The 22,574-nt window shown below is 32.2% G+C and carries 22 protein-coding genes; all 22 read right to left on the minus strand.

Features of this window, described 5'->3' with window-relative positions:
• Window positions 1-88: 88 nt before the first annotated feature.
• A complete protein-coding gene (rsmA, locus tag KJ849_06620) occupies window positions 89-952 on the minus strand; it encodes a ribosomal RNA small subunit methyltransferase A (GenBank protein ID MBU2600230.1) in 864 nt (287 codons plus the stop codon).
• Between the two features lie 79 nt (window positions 953-1,031).
• Window positions 1,032-2,006, minus strand: a complete 975-nt coding sequence (pdxA, locus tag KJ849_06625; protein ID MBU2600231.1) for a 4-hydroxythreonine-4-phosphate dehydrogenase PdxA — start codon at window positions 2,004-2,006, stop codon at window positions 1,032-1,034.
• Between the two features lies 1 nt (window position 2,007).
• Complete coding sequence (locus tag KJ849_06630) at window positions 2,008-2,892, minus strand: peptidylprolyl isomerase (GenBank protein MBU2600232.1); 885 nt, start codon at window positions 2,890-2,892, stop codon at window positions 2,008-2,010.
• A gap of 49 nt (window positions 2,893-2,941) precedes the next feature.
• Window positions 2,942-5,209: an outer membrane protein assembly factor BamA gene (gene bamA / locus KJ849_06635; protein ID MBU2600233.1), complete on the minus strand. Its 2,268-nt coding sequence runs from the start codon at window positions 5,207-5,209 to the stop codon at window positions 2,942-2,944.
• Window positions 5,210-5,246: 37 nt separating this feature from the next.
• Window positions 5,247-10,232, minus strand: coding sequence for a translocation/assembly module TamB domain-containing protein (locus tag KJ849_06640; GenBank protein MBU2600234.1), 4,986 nt, complete (start codon window positions 10,230-10,232; stop codon window positions 5,247-5,249).
• A 406-nt stretch (window positions 10,233-10,638) separates the two neighbouring features.
• On the minus strand, window positions 10,639-10,947 hold the full coding sequence (locus tag KJ849_06645) for a PGPGW domain-containing protein (GenBank protein ID MBU2600235.1): 309 nt from the start codon (window positions 10,945-10,947) through the stop codon (window positions 10,639-10,641).
• Between the two features lie 292 nt (window positions 10,948-11,239).
• Complete coding sequence (locus KJ849_06650) at window positions 11,240-13,762, minus strand: T9SS type A sorting domain-containing protein (protein MBU2600236.1); 2,523 nt, start codon at window positions 13,760-13,762, stop codon at window positions 11,240-11,242.
• Window positions 13,763-14,052: 290 nt separating this feature from the next.
• Complete coding sequence (locus tag KJ849_06655; protein ID MBU2600237.1) at window positions 14,053-14,430, minus strand: phosphomannose isomerase type II C-terminal cupin domain; 378 nt, start codon at window positions 14,428-14,430, stop codon at window positions 14,053-14,055.
• A gap of 126 nt (window positions 14,431-14,556) precedes the next feature.
• Window positions 14,557-15,306, minus strand: a complete 750-nt coding sequence (gene truA, locus KJ849_06660) for a tRNA pseudouridine(38-40) synthase TruA (protein ID MBU2600238.1) — start codon at window positions 15,304-15,306, stop codon at window positions 14,557-14,559.
• Between the two features lie 152 nt (window positions 15,307-15,458).
• Window positions 15,459-15,815: a 50S ribosomal protein L17 gene (gene rplQ / locus KJ849_06665; GenBank protein ID MBU2600239.1), complete on the minus strand. Its 357-nt coding sequence runs from the start codon at window positions 15,813-15,815 to the stop codon at window positions 15,459-15,461.
• A gap of 38 nt (window positions 15,816-15,853) precedes the next feature.
• Window positions 15,854-16,828: a DNA-directed RNA polymerase subunit alpha gene (locus KJ849_06670; GenBank protein MBU2600240.1), complete on the minus strand. Its 975-nt coding sequence runs from the start codon at window positions 16,826-16,828 to the stop codon at window positions 15,854-15,856.
• Window positions 16,829-16,850: 22 nt separating this feature from the next.
• Window positions 16,851-17,480: a 30S ribosomal protein S4 gene (gene rpsD, locus KJ849_06675; protein ID MBU2600241.1), complete on the minus strand. Its 630-nt coding sequence runs from the start codon at window positions 17,478-17,480 to the stop codon at window positions 16,851-16,853.
• Between the two features lie 11 nt (window positions 17,481-17,491).
• The gene (gene rpsK, locus KJ849_06680; GenBank protein MBU2600242.1) at window positions 17,492-17,881 is read right to left on the minus strand and encodes a 30S ribosomal protein S11; all 390 of its coding nucleotides are present in this window, start codon (window positions 17,879-17,881) and stop codon (window positions 17,492-17,494) included.
• A gap of 11 nt (window positions 17,882-17,892) precedes the next feature.
• A complete protein-coding gene (rpsM, locus tag KJ849_06685) occupies window positions 17,893-18,270 on the minus strand; it encodes a 30S ribosomal protein S13 (GenBank protein MBU2600243.1) in 378 nt (125 codons plus the stop codon).
• 9 nt (window positions 18,271-18,279) lie between these two features.
• Window positions 18,280-18,393, minus strand: coding sequence for a 50S ribosomal protein L36 (gene rpmJ, locus KJ849_06690; protein MBU2600244.1), 114 nt, complete (start codon window positions 18,391-18,393; stop codon window positions 18,280-18,282).
• 67 nt (window positions 18,394-18,460) lie between these two features.
• The gene (gene infA / locus KJ849_06695) at window positions 18,461-18,676 is read right to left on the minus strand and encodes a translation initiation factor IF-1 (GenBank protein ID MBU2600245.1); all 216 of its coding nucleotides are present in this window, start codon (window positions 18,674-18,676) and stop codon (window positions 18,461-18,463) included.
• Window positions 18,677-18,741: 65 nt separating this feature from the next.
• Window positions 18,742-19,482: a type I methionyl aminopeptidase gene (gene map / locus KJ849_06700; protein MBU2600246.1), complete on the minus strand. Its 741-nt coding sequence runs from the start codon at window positions 19,480-19,482 to the stop codon at window positions 18,742-18,744.
• 15 nt (window positions 19,483-19,497) lie between these two features.
• On the minus strand, window positions 19,498-20,148 hold the full coding sequence (locus KJ849_06705; GenBank protein ID MBU2600247.1) for an adenylate kinase: 651 nt from the start codon (window positions 20,146-20,148) through the stop codon (window positions 19,498-19,500).
• Entirely contained in the window at window positions 20,148-21,461 is a 1,314-nt protein-coding gene (gene secY, locus KJ849_06710; GenBank protein MBU2600248.1) for a preprotein translocase subunit SecY, read from the minus strand. The genes KJ849_06705 and secY overlap by 1 nt, the downstream gene beginning before the upstream one ends.
• Window positions 21,454-21,903, minus strand: a complete 450-nt coding sequence (rplO, locus tag KJ849_06715) for a 50S ribosomal protein L15 (protein ID MBU2600249.1) — start codon at window positions 21,901-21,903, stop codon at window positions 21,454-21,456. The genes secY and rplO overlap by 8 nt, the downstream gene beginning before the upstream one ends.
• A complete protein-coding gene (gene rpmD / locus KJ849_06720; protein MBU2600250.1) occupies window positions 21,900-22,085 on the minus strand; it encodes a 50S ribosomal protein L30 in 186 nt (61 codons plus the stop codon). Before rpmD ends, rplO begins: the two co-directional genes overlap by 4 nt.
• Complete coding sequence (gene rpsE / locus KJ849_06725) at window positions 22,085-22,570, minus strand: 30S ribosomal protein S5 (protein MBU2600251.1); 486 nt, start codon at window positions 22,568-22,570, stop codon at window positions 22,085-22,087. Before rpsE ends, rpmD begins: the two co-directional genes overlap by 1 nt.
• Between the last annotated feature and the right edge of the window lie 4 nt (window positions 22,571-22,574).

Below are 22,574 nucleotides of genomic sequence, written 5' to 3' on the forward strand. Positions count from 1 at the left end.
AATTTTATAATTTAAATCTTATTTTCCTTCTCATTGCCTAAGAGATTAGGCAAAATACCAATTCAAAAAACATCTCTTCCTTAGATAACTAACTTGAAGAAGTAGATAAACTAGACAAAGCATTACTTAAATTAGCTATCTCTTCAAGGCTTAACTTTTCTGGCCTTAATTTAGGATTAATATTTAATCCACTTAATAATCTGACTATAAAGTCATGATCGTAATTATTTAAAACCTTAAATTGCTTTAAATTATTTATCACCATTTTCCGCCGTTGGCCAAATAATCCCTTGACTGAATTATAAAAGAATGTTTCATTATTAACAAATACCCTGGGTTTATCTAACATTTCTAAATTAATTATCACCGAATCCACTTTAGGACTTGGAAAAAAACAACTATTTTTAACCAACATCCCTTTTTTGACTAAGGCATGGTATTGAATCATAATAGACAAAATTCCATAATCCTTGCTACCTGGCTTAGCGACTATTCTTTCGCCCACCTCTTTCTGAACCATAATCGTTAAACAAGAAATAAATTCTTTATCTTGAAGTAACTTAAAGATGATCGGAGTAGTAATATAATAAGGTAAATTAGCTACTACTTTTATTCTTTGACCCTTAGGAATAATTAATCTTAAGTCTAATTTGAGAATATCTCCTTCGATAATCTCAATATTTTTAAAACCTTCTAACTGTTTTTTTATTATCTTTACTATCTCTTTATCTATTTCTATCGTTACTACCTTAAAGACTCTTTGGGCTAATAACTTAGTTAAAAAGCCAAACCCCGCCCCTATCTCTAACACCCAATCATCTTCATTTAACTTAGCTGCTTGGATAATATTATTATAAACTAAGGAATTAACTAAGAAATTTTGACCTAATCTCTTCTTTGGATTAATCTGTTTCTCTCTTAGTAATCTTTTAACCTCCACTAAGATCGACATCTATCTTTTAACCATAAAAAAAACAAGTTTAATTGCCTCAATCATGCTTTTAGGGTTAGCGATGCCTTTACCAACAAGATCATATTTTATTAACCATAAAGGAAGCAAGTTTAATTGCCTCAATCATGCTTTTAGGGTTAGCGATGCCTTTACCAACAATATCAAAAGCAGTCCCATGATCGGGAGAAGTTCTAATAATAGGAAGACCTACGGTCACATTTACGGCTTCTTCAAAGGCTAAAAGTTTTAAAGGAATAAGACCTTGATCATGATACATCGCCACTACCACATCAAATTCTCCTTTAGTAGTCTTGTAAAATATTGTATCAGGAGAAAAAGGTCCCCAAACTTCTATTCCTTCTTGCCAAGCTTTGTTGATCGCTGGAATAATAAAACTTTTTTCTTCATCTCCTAAAAACCCCCCTTCTCCAGCATGAGGATTTAAAGAAGCTACAGCAATTCTTGGTCTCTTTATCTTAAAGCACCTGGAAAGACTTTCATTGACTAACTTAATGGTCACCAATATCTTTTCTATGCTTATATCTTCAATAGCTTTCCTTAAAGAAGAATGAATAGTGACTAAAGCTACTTTTAACCTTTTGCTTACCAACATCATGGTGTAGGAAGAAGTTTCAGTAAGAGCTGCTAAGAAACCAGTCTGACCTGAAAAATTAAACCCAGCTAAATTCACGGCTTCTTTATTAAGAGGTGCAGTCACAATGGCGACTACTTTCTTACTTAAAGTTAATTCTACCGCTTTTTTAATAAACTCAAGAGCTACCCTGCCACAATTTTTATTTATTTCTCCTAATTTAAAATCTTCTCTCTTGATATTATCTAAATCTAAGAAATTTATAGGATATTTTTTAAAATCTAAATCTTCTTGATCTTGGATAAACAAGCAATCTTGGTAATCTTGGGGTAGCGCGACCTTACTACCAATAATTAAGAAATTATTCCTCTTAATTAAGGAGTTATTCTTTAGAGCTTTTAAAACCACTTCTGGCCCAATACCAGATATATCACCTAAAGTAATCGCTATGACTTGCTTCATCTTAAAGAATTACCTCTATAGCAGCTTTTTCTCTAAGTTTTTCCATGTAATCTCTAAGTTCTTTTTGATATTCTTCATTATAAAATTCTCTCTCTATCTGAAGTTTAATCTCTTCTAATTCTTTAGGGGCTATCTCTTTCTTCTCTATATTCTTAATCAGGTGAAATCCAAATTTAGTTTCCACCACTCCACTAATCTCTCCTTCCTTTAGAGAAAAAGCCACCTCTTCAAATTCTTTTACCATTTGACCTTGAATAAAAAAGCCTAAATCTCCTCCTTCCTTTCCACTAGGACACAGAGAATACTCTTGGGCTAATCTTTCAAATTCTCCTCCTTTTTTAATCTTATCTAAAATTTCCAAAGCTAATCCTTTTTCTTTAACTAAGATGTGTTTTGCTTTAATCTTAAACTTATAATTTACCAACTCAGCTAAAACTTTATTATTATCTACCTTTGCTTTTGACCTTACTTCTTCATCTAATATCTTTATCTTTAAAAGTTGATCTTTGTATCTTTCGTAAAGTTGAAATTCTGTTAAGTTTTCATTGGCTAAGGCTTGCTGAAAAGCACTTTGATCTTTAAAGTTAGCTTTAAGCTCATTAATCATCTGATTTATCTCAGCATCCTCTACCAAGATCTTCTGCCTTTTTGCTTCCTGTAAGATCAGTTTTTCATTAATCATCTCATTTAAGAGATCTCTCTTAATTTGATCAGAGACAACTACGTTATTTGTCTTGGTATAATTATTAATAACTTCTTCTAATTCTAAAAGAGTAATTACTTCATTGTTTACTCTGGCCACTACTCTTTCTATTACCTCGGCTTTAACTGGATAAGAAGTTATTAAGATTATTAAAGCCAAATAAATCTTTCCATAGACATTCATAAGTTGCTCCTTTTGGTAAATTTGTTATTTGTTAGCTAACAATTATTAATTAAAAAGGAGTACCAATACTAAAATAAAATTCTGGTTCCTTTTTTTCTTTATCATTCATCGGATAGCCATAATCTAATCTTATTGGCCCCATAGGCGTGTCAATTCTAAAAGAAAAACCTCTTCCCAACTTTAAATTGTTTAAATTAAAGTTTCCATACTTATCCCAAATATTTCCCATGTCTAAAAAAAGAGCAAAATAAAGTGGTTCGACGATAGGAAATCTATACTCAAAATTAGCATAAAAGACAGAACTTCCTCCATGTTCTTTCTTATTTTCATCTATTAAGGAGATATCATTTTCTTTATACCCTCTAATGGTCTCAGCACCTCCTAAATAAAATCTAAAATCATCCCTAACCTTGTCATCTCCGGTAATGCTCTTTATTACACCAAATCGAGTCCGCATGGCTAATACAAATTTCCAGAAAGCTGGAAGATATAATCTTCCTTCAATAACAGACTTATAATAATCAACATCTCCACCCAAAGAAGCCCCAGCCATTTCATTTAAATAAGAAATTCTATATCCTTTGGTAGTATGATAGATCTTATCACGAGTATCTCGAATAAGATCCACAGAAATACTACTGGTCGCTTCTTCTTTTCCCTCTTTTTCTATAATATCAAGAGGAGCTAAATTTTTATTCACCTCTTTAAAGAGGACTTTCTCATACTTATAGTCTAAATATATCTTGTTAAAACTTTTCCATTCTCTGCCCACGCTAATACTTTCACCCTTTTGTAGGGTAGTATACTCATTTATCTTTTGTTCCGTCTTAAAGAGATTAAACCCCAAAGAAGTAGGGGTATCTTTAAACCAAGGATTGACAAAGCCAACCCTATAGTCCATTCTCTTCTTGCCAAATTCTGATTTAACATTAAGTTTCCAAGCATTTCCAAATAAATTAGTCTGAGCTACTTCTAAACTTCCTCCTAATCCATATTGACTACTCCAGGTAGTCCCTAAGCTGATGGTTCCTGTTTTTCTTTCTTTTACTTTTATATTTAAGATCTTTTTATTTTTTTGGTCACCAGGTATTACTTCCATATTCACTTGTTCAAAAAAACCTAATTGATATAGTTTCTTCTGCGTTAAGTTTATTTTTTGGCCATCAAATATCTCGCCAGGCTTTAATAAGACTTCTCTTAAGATTACTTTATCCTTAGTAATCTCATTCCCAGAAACAGAGACCTTTTCTAGGAAACATTTTTCTCCTTCTCTGATTTCTATCTCAAAGCTTATCTTTTTTTGTTCTTTATCAATAAAGGGCTTAGGAATAATTTGCACCGAGATATATCCTTTCTGAGAGTACATCTCCATGATTTTACCTTGATCACCTCTAAAGTCTTTTAAGCTATACTTTTTACCTTGGCCAGTCTTTACTTCTTTTAAAAATTCCTTTTCCGTAAAAAGAGTGCTACCCACAAACTTTAGGCCATCGATTAGATAAATATCACCTTCATTAATATGAATATTGACTACTAATCCTTTCTTTTTATCATCAAAATAAACCTTATCTAATTCCACTTGGCATAAAAAATAACCTTTGTTATTATAAAAATACAGGATTTGATTTAAGTCTTCTTCTATTTTTTCCTTGGTAAAATAATCCCTTTTTCCAGTAGAGATAATCCATTTAAGTCGCCAGGAAGAAAAAGACTCATTGCCAACAAAGTTAATCTCTTTAATCTTAACCTTTTTCCCTTCTTCTATCTTTAAGTCAATATCAACTAACTGCGAATCTACTTCCTTATTTTTTAAGTCAATATTAACTAATTGTGAATCTACTTCTTTACTTTGAGAGCTTATCTTTACATAGTAAAATCCTTCACTTCGATAAAGATTCTCTAATCTTCCTATTAATTCCTTAAGTTTATTTTCATCATATAAATCACCTTCTATTAAAGTAAAATTCTCTTTTAACTTCTCCTGGGTAATCTCTTTATTGCCTAAAAATTTAATCTCTTTGATGGTAGGTTTTTCCACTACTATAAAGTTAATCTTTATTCCTTCTTTTTCTTCAAGAAGATCAACTTTAACTTCATCAAAGATGTTTAAGTTAAAGATCTCTTTTATGTCTTTAGTCAATAATTTTTTAGAAAGGGGGTCTCCTACTGTAGTCTTTACTACAGCTAAGATGGCTTCTTGGCTCAAGATCTTATTTCCCTTAACACCTATCTCGGTAACTTTTAACTCTTCAGCTTTTAAAAGAGCAGCTAAGCTTAAAAGTAACATTATCAAGATAGTTAAAATAGACTTCTTCATCATTATCTCCTGAATATAATCTTAATCTCTTTAACGGTTAAAAGCTAATCTCTTTTTTTATACTTATTTCGTGTTCTTCCTTTTCTCCATTTGATTTAGGTAAATATTCATATTTTATACTCTCTTCTGGCCTTAGATGATATTCTAACCCAAATTCTTGAAGAAATTTACTCTCTTCTTTTTTCCTGCCCATCGCTCCCCGATAATTAAGATAGAGGTCATCGGTAATATACTTACCAAGGTTAAACATGGTCTCAGGAGACTTATCGGCTGACTTTTTAAGATCTTTTTCCTCTTCTTTTAATAAATATCTCTCCACATAAGGCAAACTAATATCTACATCTACTTTCAATAACTTAGATAAATTACTCTCTAATGGTTTAATAAGGCTATCATTCAGCCCTATTCCTGTTAACCTAATTAGTCCTAAAAAGAGCAGAGCATCAATCTTCTCTTTTCCTACCTTTTTGTAATCTCTACCTAATCGCAACATTCCCACTATTTCATCTTTTGTCTTAGGAGGATAAATTCCAGGGGCACAAAGAAGAGGTTCACTCTCAAAAAGCTTTCCTTGATAACTTAATAAGATTAAGATATCGTCGATCTTGGTTTGAGCTTCTCCTGAAAGATAAGGACTGTTTTCGCCTTCTCTAAACTCTAATTCTGCCTTATTAATAGAAAACCGCGTCCCTAAGTATTCAATGTAACCACTTGAAGATTTAAGATCTCCTGTTACTTCAAACCTTCCTGGAAAACCTAAAAATCTTATCCAGGAGCTATCTATAACTTTACATTTTACATAGTTATTATAATATCTTACGTTATTTTTTGCAAGCAATTTAAGGTCAAACTTAACCTGATTAAAGAAATATTCTTTCTTTCTACTTAGTTTTTTACGATAAGTAAAATTTGTATCTAAGAACTCTACTATGCCCTTACAAACAAGCGTCTCGTAATCTCCTTCTAAATGTAGATTAGCCAAAAGCTTGGCCTCTATCTCTAAAGGAATAGAAAGCTCTAAGGGCTTGGTAGTAGTTAAACAAAGATTAATCTTTTTCTCTGGGATAACTATCTCTCCATAAGAATTAACGATACCCTTGTTTAAAGAAAAACTTAAATCTCTAATCTTTAGATAATAGTCATCTAAATCTACTTTTGCCTCTACCTTAGTTAATTTCTCAAAGTATTTTAGTGAAGTCGTTACCTCTCCTTGGGTTAAAACTAATCTTCCCAAAAGACGATAATTATTAAATAAGCCTTCTATTGTTATCTTAGCTTCTAATTTTCCACTGACTGAATTAATATTTTTTAGATACTCAGGTACCATTTTTAATAAAGGTTCAAATGCTTCTAAATCAATGTTCAATCTTTCTTCTTTAGGAAAAACTACTCCTTGGGCTCTTAAGAATAATTGATTACCTTTAACATAGTCTAACTTATTAATAGTGATCCTATCTGGAAAAGAAAAGATCATCTCACCTAAAATGCTTCTTTCTTCTTGGTAAGGTGAAAGATAAAGAGTATCATCTTGGTATAAAAATTGGCTATAAATTTCTTTTACTTTTACTCTCTTGTTAAAGACCAGATTAGTGGCTTTAACTAAACCTTCGTACTTATCATCTCCTTGATCGGGCTTACTCTTAGTGAAAAGTTCTACTTTTCCAGCTAAAGATAAACCTAAAAACTTAAAGTTAGTTAAATTAACTTTTATCTGAAATCTACCTTCTGGATATAAGGAAATAACACTCTCATTAAGATTTAAAAATCCAGATTTTTGATCTAAAAAAAGTTGCTCTATCTTAATCTCTCTATTGAAATAACAAAACTTAACTTCAGCTTCTTTGGCTTTAACCTTCAAAAATGCTAATTCATTGACCTTTAAACAAGCTATTAATTTAGGATTAATTAATTTCTCTTTGATAAGTATCTGGCCACTTACGGTTCCTTCTACATTCTTTAAAGGAGTAAAAATATCCAAGATGTCTTTAGCTACCTCTTGGTTAAAAAATAAAGAAGCATCTACTTCTAAATCTTTCTTAAAATCGATAGTTCCTTCTAAAAAAATACTTTTTGAAGAACTTGAAGATTTAAACCTTAGCATTTTATCTTCAGCCAAGGTAACCTCTCCTTCAAAATCTCTCGGTATCCTCTTATTAATCTTCAATGAATTAGTTTGAAAATTAAGACTTACTTCAGGCTGTCTGATCTTACCCTTAATATAACCGCTAAGATTTAAACTTCCACTATTCCTGGCTAAGATATAAGAAGGAAGGGTAGAGATAGGGAGTTCTTTTATTTGAAAATAAAGATCTAGGTCTTGTTTTTGACTCTTTATTTTTCCAATTAAACTTAAGTGGCCCACCTTGTTTAAATTTGAAACAAATTTAGTAATCTCTATCTGGCCATATTTGTCTTTTTCTATCTCGGCAACTATGTTTTGAAAACCCAACCTACCTTCTTTAAGTCCAAGGTCAGCATCTCCTGAGATGATCATCAGACTATCTCTTTGGTTGATATGTAAAGTAGAAGTTAAATGTCCGTAATAAGTAGAAACTAAATTAGTCTTAAGAATTAACTGAGCTTCTGTTGCTTTAAAATCTTTTAATTTAATCTTACCAGTTAAATCAATCTTTTCTCTTTCTTCTGTTAATCTGCTTATCTGTAAGCTTTGATTAAAATAAGAAAAGTCTAAGTTAAAATCTCCAAGTTTATCTTTATTTACCGAGGTATTTTTAAGCTTTAGGTTTTTGGCAGTGATTAAAAGAGGCTCTTTCGGCTTTTTACAAAGTTTCATTTCGCCAAAAAGAAAAGCCTGGAGAGGTTGATATCTTTTTAATTCTTTAAAAGAATTGGTGATTAAAGAAAAGTCTAAATTATTTAAACTTATTTGAGAATTTAAAAAATTCTCATCTTGATTAAATTGAATCTTATTCTTTATCAACAACCCAATCCTACTGGAGGTGGGAATGGTTTCTAAAGTACTTCCTTGATAATAAAGACAATAATTAAAATCTCCTAAGTCATTATTGTTACAAACTAATCTCTTTACTTTAAGCTCTCCCAAAAAAATATCTTCTTTCTCCCTTTGACTGTAAAGAGTTATCTCAGAGTTTATCAGCTGATTAAGAATATTAAAATTATTTAAAGAAAGATCTCCGTCTATCTTAAAAAGGTCTCCTTTTTCATTTTTCTTAAGAGCACTCTTTAATCTTAGATAACCCTCTTCTTGCTGAATAAGTAGTTCTCCCGATAACTCTTTTCCTTTGCCATTTAAGGCTATATTTACATAATTAAAAAGATCTTTGTTCTTACTTTTATTCGCTACCTTAAGAAGACTTCGGTAATTAATCTCTTTTGGGTTTCCAGAAAGAGCCACGTTTCCAGTGAGATCTGAAGAAGTAAAGAGATCTAAATGAGGTATCTCGAAAATTTCTAATAAATTTAGGAGAGGCATCTTTTCGAATTGAAGATTTGCTTTAAAGTTAAGTTCTTTTTGTAAATTTATCTCCCCCTCCCCAGTAAAAGAAACATCTTTTCCCCAGGATAAATCAAAGAGGTTAACTTTATTCCCTTGATACTTAAATTTAGCCATAAGAGAAGGAAGAGCTCTACTTTTCTCTTTCTTGGCTATTAATTTTTTACAAACCACCTCTCCTTGCCGAAAATCTTCCTTTTTATCATAATTGGCTATTAAATTTTTACAAACCACTTCTCCTTGCCAGAAATCTTCCTTTTTATCATAATTGGCTATTAATTTTTTACAAACCACCTCTCCTTGCCGAAAATCTTCCTTTTTATCATAATTGGCTATTAATTTTTTACAAACCACCTCTCCTTGCCGAAAATCTTCCTTTTTATCATAATTGGCTATTAAATTTTTACAAACCACTTCTCCTTGCCAGAAATCTTCCTTTTTATCATAAGTAGTTTCTATATTTAAATCTCCCTCTAGATCGCTTATTTTTCTAAAGAAAAAAGAGTTCTCTTTTAAATTTATCCACTTATTTAAATTCATCTTAGGAGAAACTAAACTTACCTTAATAAAAGCAAGACTGCTTTCTATAAAACCATAAAAAGAAATATTTTGATATAAAGCCTTTTTTAAGTTAAGAGATATTTGAGCAGGAAAAAATTGGTGATTTCCTTGATCTAAGTCCTTTTTAAAATTACCTTCTAAGGAGATATCTTTAATAAGATTTTTTAAAAGATAAAATTTTACCTTGCCTTTCTCTAATCTCCATCTTCCTTGATAAGTTAACTGGTACCTTTTTTTCTTAATTTCATTTAAAGAACCTATAATTTCACCTTTAACCTGCCCCTCTTTTATTTCTTCTACATATCTTTTTAATAAATATCTAAATTTTTCAAGTTCTAGATCTTCAAAAGATAATTTAAAATTTGCTAAAAGAGGAGAATATTTATCAATAGTTCCAAAAAGATGAAAGGTTCCTTTTTTTCTCTCTTTTAAGATACCCTTTATGGAAAAAGGAGAAGGAAATATCTTAGGATTAATCAAAAAATTAACTTGTTTAAAAAAAAGATTTAAATCACAGGAAAAATCTACGAGGTGAATAACTCCATCTTTTATCTCTATTTTAGGACATTCCACCAAATTAGCTCTTTTCAATTTAAATAATTTTTCCCAGTTCCATTTATTGTTTTTACCTTTTATTAGAGAAAGAGAAGGAGAATATAATTTTATCTTAGAAACTAATAAATTCTTGTTCTTTTTTATCAAAAAATCCCAGAGGCTATACTTTAAGACAACCTTTTTTATTTTAATAAGATCATTGGAACCATTATTAATGATTATTTTGTTCAAGATCATGGTATTATTAAAAAAGATATCTATCTTTCCTACTTCTACCTTAGAACTTAATTTATCTTCCACCTTCTTAATAAAAGCCTCTTTAACTACAAGCTCTATTTTTTCTTTTTGGGTAATAAATCCTAAATAACTAAGAATGACAAGTAAAGTAGCTATACTCAAGATTAAGGGCCAAGCAATCCTTTTCTTCTTCATGATCTTATTTAATTCCTCATAAGTTTAATTATAGCATTTATTAATGAAAATTTGACATAGGGCGAGCAAGTTTATCTTTTATTACTCGGTATTATTTCCTAAGTCTAATTTTTGTTAATAACTACTAGACTCACCAATTTTTAGATTAAGGTAACCTTCAAGCTACATTAAGACCAAGCTCCATTCAAAACAATGCCTCAGGCTACCTGGGGGGAGAAAATAAGGACCTTTTTAAGTAGAAATTATTACCAGAAAAGGAGGCCAAAGGCTCCAAAAGCAGAGAATTATTAAGCTAAGTTGTGGAAATATAATATTTTAAATATCTGCCGGGAATTACTATGATTTCGTTCCCAATAAGATGCTTCCATTCAACATCTTATTTGGTAAGCACTTATTAACGCTGACCTTATTTGTTTGGGGAAGATGGTCCAGAGTCATGGGTGTTTGACCCTTTCTGATCCTTAGGCAAAACAAGCTGACAATGCTTTTGCAACCAAGCCACAAATCCCCGGGTATAGGTTTTGGATTCATTCTTCAACCATTTCAGCAAAAGACGAGCCCAAACAACTTCTAAAGCTAAAATACTTAACCCGATGATGATAACCGCCAGCCCCGGACCTGGGAGAAAAAGCATGACTAGACCCAACAAAAATATCGTGAAACCAATAATAATTATGAAGAGTCGTCGCAGAAACTTATACGTTACTTGAATCATGTTTGCTCCCTTAGGTCTTAATTCGTATATTCTCTATCTTATTTTATTAATCTTTTCTGAAGGAGTTACCAAAAAGAGTAACTTGTTATTTTAATACCCTTAGAAAGGGGTTACCAAAAAGAGTAACTTGTTATTTTAATACCCTTAGAAAGGATATCTCATTTTTTTACAAGTTCCCTCTTCTTAAAAGAAAAATTACCAGAAAAAATAACCAAATGTCAAGAAAAATTACGGAGGTGGAAAATAAAAAGGCGGTAGATGACTAGTTAAAAAGGTTAGGTCATCTTCTTTCTTAATTAATAATAGCTATTTTACCTTTAAAAACCACCCTCCCTTTATCAAAAACAAGGTAGAGATATACTCCGCTTCCTACTACTTGACTGTATTTATTGGTAATATCCCAAGAGGGGGTATCTTCTTTATCTTCAATAGTTTTAATTAATTCTCCAGCGATATTGTAAATTTCAATCTTAGTAAAATTTACTATCCGGCCAAAGGTAATTTTATGTTCCGCAGTCTTGGTCAAATTCAAAGGATTGGGATAAAGAGAAATGCTCTTTATAGAGATATTATCTGAAACTTCTTCTATGATCCCGTAAATTCCAAGTTTGTTAATTTGTGTCTTAATCTTTCTTGCTAATTTATCTATAGTTTGAGAGTAAGATAACTTTTCCCATCTTTGTTCTTCTTTATTTAAGTAATAAATCTTTAAGTTATCTTCATTGGTTTTTAGTTGGCCTATTACTTCTTCATCATAAGGAAGAGTAATATAAGTAACTCCCTCAGTTTGATTAACTTGAATCTTACTACTCAGAGTTAAAAGATTCCCATGCATTCCTACCGCTTTAAATTCATGGATACTTTTCTCCAAAATTTCAGAAAGGTGTAAATTTGAATTAAGAGTTAACTTATAATTGGCTACCTTGATAGAATGATCTTCAGGGTTATTGACCACGAAGACATAGGCATCTTCTTCTAAAGCATTGGCATTAATTTCAATGGTTGCTCCACTGGTGCTTTTTGTCATTCCTCCTATCTTAGCCTGGGTGTAAATAATTATTCTTCCTTGACTACAATCATAAAAAGGCATATTTATCCCATCGTCAATCTTCCCCCAGATGTAACAGTATCTCTGCCAGGGATACCAACTAGGAATAAGGGATAAATCTAGTAAATAAGCATCCTTTTCTAAGTTATCTTGATCTTGATCATCTTCTTTTATTCCAGAAATAATTTTTCCCCAGGTAATATCTTTTAAACTTGCTAAATTATTGAACCAGTCTCTATCTTTATCCCAATAAAGGGTAATAGTGGCATTATCGTCCATATCTAAATCTTCCCAAGTAATGAGATAGTCATAGCCAGCTTTGGTCTCTCCTAAAGGAGGTTTTATCATCTCTATACATGGAGGAAGATTGTTATTAAGAATAAAGATATCATAAGATTCATCTTCTCCTTTTAAAGGTGGTAATCCGTTATCTCTAGCAATAACTTTTATCTTAGCTTTATCACTACTATAACCAGAAGTATCCCAGAGATATGTTGTTTCTTGTAAATTAGAAGCCACGGTAATAGGGTAAGAAACTCCTCCGTCCAGAGACAGTAAGATATTAAAATGATGGAGGTCGGAGAGATTTTCATCAGTAACTTTCCAGTTAATGGTAAAATTACCTTTAATTGTCTCTTTACCATTAGGACTAATTACAGTCACCAGAGGAGCTTTGTTTAATGGAGCTCCTACTATCTTTCTTATTCTATTATTAGCTTGATCTGAAAAGTAAAAATTTCCTTGACTATCCATCGTTAAACTATAAGGATAATTTAACGATGCTTCTAAAGCAGGGTTATTTTCTCCAGAAAAACCAGCTTTCCCATTTCCAGCAAAAGTAGTAATTATCCCATCTTGATTAATTTTTCTAAGGCGATGATTAAAAGAGTCACAGATGTATAAATTGCCTATGGTATCCATAAAGATTTCAGTAGGTTTCCTTAAAGAAGTAGAGATGGCCAGGAGATTATCTCCAGAGTAACCTTCTTGATTATTTCCAGCAATAGTAGTAATAATTCCTTTAGTATCAACCTTTCTAATTCTGCTATTGCAAGTATGGGTAATATAAATATCCCCAAAACTATTAACTAATACTCCATGAGGATAACGAAGCTTAGAAGATAAAGCATCTTTATTATCTCCATCGTAGCCTTCTTCTCCGTTACCTGCTACGGTGACAATAATTCCATCTTGGTTAACCTTTCTAAGACGATGATTAAAAGAATCACAGATGTATAAATTATCTTCTTTGTCTATAAAAATACCATAAGGAAGATATAGAGAAGCCTTTGTGGCTAAGTCTCCATCTCCAGAAAAACCAACTATCCCATTTCCAGCAATGGTTGTAATGATTCCATTTTTATCAATCTTTCTGATCCTATGGTTCTTAGAATCTGAAAAATAGATGTTTTCTTTTTGATCTAAACAAATACTTACCGGTTCACTTAGAGAAGCCTTTGTGGCTAAGTCTCCATCTCCAGAAAAACCAACTATCCCATTTCCAGCAATGGTTGTAATGATTCCATTTTTATCAATCTTTCTGATCCTATGGTTTAAAGTATCAGCTAAATATAAATTATCTTCTTTATCTATGGTAATACCCGAAGGGCTCCTCAAAGAAGCAGAAATGGCTGGTCCTCCATCACCATAAAAATTAGACATCCCATCCCCGGCAATAGTATAAATATCTCCAACTTCAGCCTGAGAAAGAAAAGGAAAAAGTATTGAGCAAATTAATAAAGGTAATAATAATCTTTTTATGCTCATATCTGCCTAAAAACAAAAAAAACCAAACTATATCAAGCTACTTTCATCAGCTCTCTTATCGTTTGGCTTAAATAAGATATGAGGTATTATTAAGATACCTTTATGTCTTGCCTAACTACACCCCTCCCTTGGAGCTACTATTAAAAATAATAAAACAGTAATTAAGTATCAAAACTTAGTAAAATATAGCTAATTAGTTAATTTTTGTCAACAAAATTTTCGGTTTAATACTATAATAACTAATAATAATTTTGTCTCAATTAAGAAAGATATTTTTGACAGCTGAACGTTTACGATATGGCTTTACCACCTAATTCGCGGCCATAATCATCTTCTAGTCGCTCTATATCATCTTCTCCAAAATATTCGCCTCTTTGAATTTCAATAAAAGCCATATTTGAAATACCTATATTTTCAATTCTATGAACAGCTTCTTGAGGAATATCTATAGATTCTCCTGCTTTAAGATAAATCTTTTTATCATTTAAAATAACGACTGCTTCTCCATAGATTATATACCAGTGCTCACTACGATACCGATGCCGTTGCATACTTAACCGCTTTTTTGGATAAACTACAATTCTCTTAACTTTATGCTCAAGCTCATTGCTTAAGACTACAAAATATCCCCAAGGACGATGATCTTTTGTTTTAGTTCTACTCAAGATTAAAAACCTCTTTTTTTACTATCATTTGTAATCAATGCCTGGTTTCTTTTGAATAATGCCTCAGTTACGGGTGAAAATTGGTAGTCACCTTTAGAAACTGATGACTGAAAACTAACACCTGAACGATTACTTATTAGCTAAGTATCCAACTTTTAAAAGATATAACCCACAAGGAGAAGCAAATATCACCTTATTAACCTTTTTTTCTCTGCCTTCTAATATGTCTCTTATCTCCTTTATCGACAAACGTCCTTTTCCTGCTTCTATTAAAACTCCCACTATTCCTCTTGCCATATGGGGTAAAAAAGCATTAGCTGTAATTATAAACTTAATAATATTTTTCTCTTTAATAATCCTTACCTCTTTAACTTCTCTTTGAGGATTCTTAATTTCCTTCAAATTTGTAGAAAAAGGAGAAAAATCATGCTGACCTAAAAAATACTTAGAAGTTAATCTCATTCTTCTTAAATTTAACTTATCCTTTACCCACCACATATAATTTCGACAAAATGGAGAATAAGTTTCTTGATTTAAGACTAAATATTGATAAGTTCGAAATACAGCCGAAAAACGAGCATGGTATTTTTCATTTACTTCTTCTCCTTTTAAAATAACGATATCCTTAGGTAAAAGACTATTTAAAGCTTTCTCTATTATTTCTACCTTTAAATTAGTCTTTGTTTTAAAATTTACCACCTGCCCTAAGCTATGAACTCCCTTATCTGTTCTCCCCGCAGAAAGAAGTTTTACTTTCTCATTACAAATTTGGGAAAGTTTTTCTTCAATCATGCCTCCTATGGTCCTAAGATGAGATTGCTTCTGCCACCCAAAATAATTAGTTCCATCATAGGCTACTACTAATTTAATATTCTTCATTATGGTTAGTCAACAGTTAGTTATCTAAATCTTCACACTATCTTCAATTTTCTTCACACTATCTTCAATTAAGCTCAAAATTCCAACATAAATACAAAAAGCGCCTTTTGCTTGGGCGCTTTAAATAAATATCTTAAAACTAAGGTAGACCTTTAAGCTAAAAGCTTTACTATTACCATTGAAGCCCTATCTCCCATCCGATAGTGAGATTTAATTATCTGAAGATAACCTCCTGGGCGATCTTTTAAGTAAGGCGCAATGTTACTAAATAAGTTTCTTACCACTTCATCTTCCTTGATAAATTTATAAACTTGTCGGCGGTGATGAAGGTTCTCTTCTTTAGCTAAAGTAATGAGACGATCTACTAAAGTAATCAAAAACTTAGACTTAGCTAAAGTAGTAGTAATAGTCTTATACTTTAATAAACTACTAGCCATATTACTCAACATAGCTCTCCTATGACTAACAGATTTCCCTAACTTTTTTTTATTTTTTCTTAAGTGTTTCATAATTCTTGCTATCTCCTATTCAGGGGAAAGTCTCTTATTTAAGGAACCTCTTTCATTCCTAAGGTTAAGCCATGCAGAGCTAACTTTTCCTTAATCTCATTAAGAGATTTCTTCCCAAAATTACGCGTTTTTAACATATCTTGTTCTGTCTTTTTAGCTAACTCACCTAAGGTAGTAATACTATCCCCTCGTAAACAATTAGCAGCCCGAACAGAAAGTTCTAATTCTTCTATACTAATAGCGGTGGTTATTGCTTTTAATTTGTCTTCTTCTTCAGTCTCTTCTTCTATTCTTTCCTCCATTACTTCTTCTTCATCTATAAATAAAGCCAGGAGATCTCTTAAATTTTTTGCCGTTTGCGTCAAAGCATTTTTAGGGGATAAGCAACCATTGGTATGAATTTCTAACATCAATTTCTCGAAATCTGTCCAATGTTCTACTCTCACTTCTTCCACAGAAAAACTTATCTTGTTTACCGGGGTAAAGATAGAGTCAATTGGAATAACTCCCAACGGTTGACCTGGAGTCTTATTTCTTTCTGCAGATACATAACCATACCCCTCATCTACTTCTAACTCCATACTTAAATCTGCATCTTCGTTTAAATCGGCAATATGCAAATCTTTACTAATGACTTCTACTTTATCGTTACAAATAATATCGCAACCTTTTATTTCTCCAGCCCCTTTCTTTTTTATATAAATCTTTTGAGGGCCAGAATCATTTAACTTAACAACAAGTTTCTTAAGATTTAAGATAATCTCACTCATATCTTCTACTACTCCAGGAATAGTAGTAAATTCATGCAAAACTCCCTCTATTCTTATGGAAGTTACGGCTGCTCCTTTTATAGAAGAAAGAAACATTCTTCTTAAGCTATTACCTATGGTAATAGCCATTCCTTTGGCAAAAGGACTAATGGTAAATTTACCATAATAATTAGTTAAGGTTTTTTCATCCCATTCTATTTTTCTTGATTTATTAATTAATTTTTTAAGCTCATCGCCCCTCATTTTTTTACCTCTAATTTAATAATTATCTGGAGCATAATTCTACTACTAATTGCTCTTTTATAGGTATAATTACATCTTCTCTAGTGGGAATTTTTAAAATTTTGGCTAAGATTTTTTGGGTATCTAAAAGTAACCAGGAAGGAATATCCTTCTGACCTTTAGATTTTAGAGAAGTTTCTACTAACTCTTTTATATTTTTATCCTCCTTTAATCTTATTTCATCGCCACTTTTTACTAAAAAGGAAGGAACATCTACCCTTCTCCCATTCACTAACAAGAATCCATGTTTTACTAATTGACGAGCTTGTCTATGGGAAACCACCCAATTTAACCGACAGATGACATTATCTAATCTTCTCTCTAAAAGGGTCAACAAGTTATCGCCTACAATCCCTCTCTGTTTTTTAGCTTTTACAAAATAATTTTTAAACTGTTTTTCTAAAATACCATAAATCCTCTTTAATTTTTGTTTTTCTCTCAGCTGCACAGCATAATTTGACAGTTTCTTTTTTGCCCCTTTAGGCTTAGCTCCCATCTCGCTCTTTTTTCGAACTAGGGCACATTTGCTCGTATCACACCGCTCCCCTTTTAAAAATAACTTTACTCCTTCCCTTCTGCATAATTTACAAACCGGTCCTATGTACCTTGCCATTTTACACTCCTTTAAACTCTTCTCTTTTTAGGAGATCGACACCCATTGTGAGGTATAGGGGTTACATCCTTAATAGACTTTATTTCTAATCCTGCCGCTTGAAGCGACCTAATTGCTGGCTCTCTTCCTGCACCAGGACCAGTAACCAAGACAGAAACCTTTTGCATGCCATATTCCATAACTTTCTTAGCTGCATTTTCTGCTACTATCTGAGCAGCAAATGGTGTACTTTTCCGAGAACCTTTAAATTTTGCACATCCGGCGCTAGACCAAGCTAAGACATTTCCATCAATATCAGTAATAGTTACGATAGTATTATTAAAAGTAGACTGAATATGGGCAACTCCTATGGTTACTCTCTTCTTTTCTTTTTTCTTTACCGATTTCCCCTTTTTGACCACCATTTTTCTCCTTAAACTTTACTCTTCTTTTTAATTCCTACTGCCCGTTTAGAACCTTTATGTGTCCGAGCATTTGTTTTTGTTCGTTGTCCTCTTACGGGAAGATTTCGTCGATGCCTTGTTCCTCGATACGACCCTATCTCTACTAACCTCTTTATATTCATAAAGACTTCTTTTTTAAGATCCCCTTCTACTTTATATTCTTTTTCAATTACTTGACGAAGTCTATTAACTTCATCTTCCGTAAGATCAATTACTCGAGTATTAGGGTTAATATTAGTCGTAATTAATATCCTTTTTGACAAGCTATTGCCAATGCCATAAATATAAGTTAAGGCAATTTCAATCCTTTTGTTTCGTGGCAAATCTATACCTACTATTCTAGCCAAAACTTCCTCCTAACCTTGTCTTTGTTTGTGTTTAGGAATAACACAGATTATTCTTATTTTCCCTTTTCTTTTAATAACCTTACACTTATTACAAATCTTTTTAACTGAGGCTCTTACTTTCATTTATTCTTTTCCTTGAATTTAATCATTTTTTTATCTTACTCTCTTTTACTCTCTTTTTCAAGCTATTTTATTTCCGGTATGTAATTCTACCCCTGCTTAAATCATACGGTGAAAGTTCCACTGTTACTTTATCTCCAACTAAAATTCTTATGTAATTCATCCGCATTTTACCAGAAATATGGGCTAAGACTTTATGACCATTTTCCAACTCTACCTTAAACATAACATTCGGCAATGCTTCTATAACCACCCCTTCAACTTGAATACCTTCTTCTTTGGCCATATCTTTTCCTTTTTTTTATGATTTATTAAAATCATTTTCTTTTTAAAAAACTTCTCTTTAATTAGTTAAGTGAGTACTTCCGGATCTCCATTTCGAACATAGATGGTATGTTCAAAATGAGCGGAAAAACTTCGATCTTTAGTTACTACTGTCCATTTATCATCCAAAACTTCTACTTCATAACCACCCAAATTAATCATTGGTTCTAAGCATAACACCATTCCGTTTTTCAAACGAGGACCTTTTCCTTTTTCTCCAAAATTTGGAACTTGAGGTTCCTCATGCATATTTCTTCCAATTCCATGTCCTACAAAATCCCTTACTACTGAATATCCTACCCTTTCAGCCATACTTTGAATCTTATAGGAAATATCTGCTAATCTATTACCGGCCACTGCTAATTTTACTCCTTCGTTCAAAGCTTCTTTAGCTACTTTTATTAAATTAGCTGCCTCTTTTGACACCTTTCCCACAGGTAAAGTTATAGCCGCGTCAGCATAGTAGCTATTTAATAAAACACCAACATCAATACTTATAATATCTCCTTCTCTTAAGGCTACGTTATTTGGCACCCCATGAACTACTTCATAATTTCTTGAAGTACATATGCTTGCTGGAAAACCCCGATAATTTAAAAAAGCAGGAATAGCTTTTTTAGAAACTATATGATGATAAGCTATTTTATCTAATTCTTTAGTAGTTACTCCCGGAATTACCGTTTTTTCCAATCTCCTTAAAACTTCTTTTAAAATTTTTCCTGCTTCTCTTATATAACCTACTTCTTGTTCTGACTTTAAATTAATCACCTAATTAATCTTTCTTCATAATCTTTCTTCAAGAAAAGCTATAATCTCATTAAAGATTACTTCTATATCCTTTTCTCCATCTATCTCCTTTAATAAGTTTAGTCTTTGATAAAAAACAATGAGAGGAGAAGTTAACCTTTCGTAAACTAAAAGCCTATTTTTTATTACTTCTTCTGTATCGTCATTCCTTTGATATAATTCTCCTTGACAGACATTACATACATTTTCTTTGGTAGGTTTTAAGTATTCTAAGTGATACAGAGCACCACAACTTTTACACCCTCTTCTTCCGCCTAACCTTTTTATTACTACCCCATTTTCTACCTTAAAATTAATGACCGCGGTTAACTTTACTTCTAACTCTTCTAAAAAATGATTTAATTCAATAGCTTGGTTAATAGTTCTTGGAAATCCGTCTAAAATATACCCGTTCTTACCTTCTTGACTAATTAAATAATCTTTAATAATTCCTAAGATAATCTCATCTGGCACTAATTGGCCTTTTTCCATAAAGGATCTGGCCTCTATCCCTTTTTTAGTTTCATTAGCTATTGCCTTTCTTAGGATATCTCCTGTAGAAATTTGAGGAATCTTATATTTCAAAGCTACTCTTTTTGCTTGAGTGCCTTTACCTGCACCTGGAGGACCTAAAAAGATTAATCTCATTATCTTCTACCTCTTAGTTTACCTTTCTTCATAAACCCTTCATAATTTCTCATCAATAAATGAGACTCAATCTGCTTGATGGTATCTAAATTTACTCCTACGACAATCAATAAAGCAGTTCCTCCAAAATAAAAAGGTACCTTTACCCAATTAATCAATAAATCTGGAAGTAAAGCAATTAAGGCTAAAAATATAGCTCCTACTAAAGTAATCCTTGATAAGATATTATCAATATAATTAGCGGTAGGTTTACCAGGACGAATACCAGGGACAAAGCCTCCATGTTTACGCATATTCTCTGCTACATCATTAGGATTAAAGATCACAGCTGTATAAAAATAAGTAAAGAAAATTATCGAGGCTACATAGATCAGGCTATATAAAAACCCACCTTGTCCTAAGTAACTTAATATATTATTAATGATAGCATTATCTCTACCCAGAAAAGTAGCCAAAGTAGAAGGAAAAGCTAAAATAGAAGAAGCAAATATTACTGGAATAACACCAGCTTGATTAACCAACAAAGGAATATGGGTACTTTGTCCTCCATAAACCTTTCTTCCTACAATTCTTTTGGCATATTGAACCGTAACCCTTCTTTGCCCTAAAAGCATAATAATTACCGCCGCTGTAACTAAGGCTATTAAGATTAAAACAAATAAGATGGCCAATATCTTTATTTCTCCTGTATATAACAACTTTATGGTATTAGCAATATCTCCAGGTACATTGGCCACAATGCCGGCAAAGATCAACAAGGAAATTCCGTTACCAATTCCCCTTTCTGTAATTTGCTCTCCCAGCCACATTAGAAATACTGTCCCGGTAGTTAAAGTGATCATGGTTGTTAAATGGAAAAAAATTCCCGGTTGATAGACAATAGAAGACCCATCAGAAGCTTGAATGCTTTGCATCCAAAAACTTAAACCTGCAGATTGAATTAAACTAAGAAGAACAGTACTACATCTGGTATACTGAGTAATCTTTTTTCTACCCACCTCTCCTTCTTTAGATAACTTCTCTAAATAAGGAATTACGACGGTCAATAATTGAATAATAATAGAAGCGCTAATATAAGGCATAATGCCTAAAGCCAGGATAGAAAAATTCTCAAAAGCACCTCCTGAAAATAAGTTCAAGAAACCTAAAATAGTTCCTTGCATTCTTTTAAAATATTCTGAAAGAGCAACCGCATCTATGCCTGGAGTAGGAATAAAAGCCCCTACTCTAAACACAATAATTAAGACTAAAGTAAAAACAATCCTCTTCTTTAAATCAGAAATTTTGAAGGAGTTAGCTAAAGCCTTAAGCATTTATCTCTACCTTGCCCCCTGCCTTTTCTATCTTTTCTCTGGCTTTTTTACTTATTTTGTCAACCACGATAGTTACAGGAAAATTAATCTCTCCTTCAGATAACAGTTTCACCGGAAACTTCTTTCCTTTAATTACTTTATTGGCTAAGAGCAATTCCTTGTCTATTTTAGTATTAGCTTTAAACTTATTTAAGTGAATAATATTAACCAAACTATATTTTTCCTTAAAAATATTAGTAAACCCCTTTTTAGGAGTTCTCCTCATTAGAGGCATTTGCCCCCCTTCAAATCCCTGGTAAGGCTGAGACTTACCCCCACTGCGAGCTCTTTGTCCTTTATTTCCCCGAGTAGAAGTTCCTCCGTGTCCTGAACCAGTACCTCTTCCTACTCTTTTCCTTTTTTTTGTAGAACCTATAGCCGGATACAATTGAGCTAAATTCATTCTTTTACTTCCTCTACCTTTACTAAATAACTTACTTTCCTAATCATTCCTCTAATGACTGGATTATCTTCCTTTATTACTTGACAATGAGGATACTTAAGACCTAAAGCCAAGATAGTTCTCTTATGTTTATTAATCTTTCCAGCTAAACCTCTTTCTAATGTAACCTTTATCTTCTTCATCAAACCCCTTTTTGAAGCCTTACTCTTTCTAAAATCTTTTTTATCTCTTTTATCCCTTCCATAGCCGCATAAACATTATTAATAGCGTTAGAACTACATAGAGATTTAGCTAAAACATCCTTTACGCCGGCTGCTTCAAAAATAGCTCTTATTGGTCCTCCGGCTACAATTCCCGTACCAGATCTTGCTGGTTTAAGCAAAACTTTTGAAGCTCCAAACTTCCCTATTATTTGGCAAGGAATAGTATTACCACTGGTAGGAATTTCCACCATCTGTTTTTTAGCCAATCCTACAGCTTTAGCAATAGCTAAGGAAACTTCTTTAGCTTTACCAAAACCTATCCCTACTTCTTTCATTCCATTACCTACGGCTACCAAAGCACTAAAGCTAAACCTTCGTCCTCCTTTTACTACCTTGGCATTTCTTCTGATACTGACAACTTTTTCAATTAAATTTGCTTCTCTAGTCTCTACATTTTTATCCATTTTT

The organism is bacterium (genome assembly GCA_018830565.1).
GTDB lineage: Bacteria > UBA9089 > JAHJRX01 > JAHJRX01 > JAHJRX01 > JAHJRX01.

Coding starts and splice junctions, on each gene's coding strand:
- KJ849_06630 (MBU2600232.1), bottom strand. CDS start 2,892: ATGAATGTCTATGGAAAGATTTATTTGGCTTTAATAATCTTAATAACT.
- KJ849_06640 (MBU2600234.1), bottom strand. CDS start 10,232: ATGAAGAAGAAAAGGATTGCTTGGCCCTTAATCTTGAGTATAGCTACT.
- truA (MBU2600238.1), bottom strand. CDS start 15,306: ATGAAGAATATTAAATTAGTAGTAGCCTATGATGGAACTAATTATTTT.
- KJ849_06645 (MBU2600235.1), bottom strand. CDS start 10,947: ATGATTCAAGTAACGTATAAGTTTCTGCGACGACTCTTCATAATTATT.
- rplQ (MBU2600239.1), bottom strand. CDS start 15,815: ATGAAACACTTAAGAAAAAATAAAAAAAAGTTAGGGAAATCTGTTAGT.
- KJ849_06670 (MBU2600240.1), bottom strand. CDS start 16,828: ATGAGGGGCGATGAGCTTAAAAAATTAATTAATAAATCAAGAAAAATA.
- KJ849_06705 (MBU2600247.1), bottom strand. CDS start 20,148: ATGAGATTAATCTTTTTAGGTCCTCCAGGTGCAGGTAAAGGCACTCAA.
- rpsD (MBU2600241.1), bottom strand. CDS start 17,480: ATGGCAAGGTACATAGGACCGGTTTGTAAATTATGCAGAAGGGAAGGA.
- rplO (MBU2600249.1), bottom strand. CDS start 21,903: ATGAATTTAGCTCAATTGTATCCGGCTATAGGTTCTACAAAAAAAAGG.
- rpmJ (MBU2600244.1), bottom strand. CDS start 18,393: ATGAAAGTAAGAGCCTCAGTTAAAAAGATTTGTAATAAGTGTAAGGTT.
- bamA (MBU2600233.1), bottom strand. CDS start 5,209: ATGAAGAAGTCTATTTTAACTATCTTGATAATGTTACTTTTAAGCTTA.
- rpmD (MBU2600250.1), bottom strand. CDS start 22,085: ATGAAGAAGATAAAGGTTACATTAGAAAGAGGTTTAGCTGGAAAGATT.
- rsmA (MBU2600230.1), bottom strand. CDS start 952: ATGTCGATCTTAGTGGAGGTTAAAAGATTACTAAGAGAGAAACAGATT.
- secY (MBU2600248.1), bottom strand. CDS start 21,461: ATGCTTAAGGCTTTAGCTAACTCCTTCAAAATTTCTGATTTAAAGAAG.
- infA (MBU2600245.1), bottom strand. CDS start 18,676: ATGGCCAAAGAAGAAGGTATTCAAGTTGAAGGGGTGGTTATAGAAGCA.
- KJ849_06650 (MBU2600236.1), bottom strand. CDS start 13,762: ATGAGCATAAAAAGATTATTATTACCTTTATTAATTTGCTCAATACTT.
- rpsE (MBU2600251.1), bottom strand. CDS start 22,570: ATGGATAAAAATGTAGAGACTAGAGAAGCAAATTTAATTGAAAAAGTT.
- pdxA (MBU2600231.1), bottom strand. CDS start 2,006: ATGAAGCAAGTCATAGCGATTACTTTAGGTGATATATCTGGTATTGGG.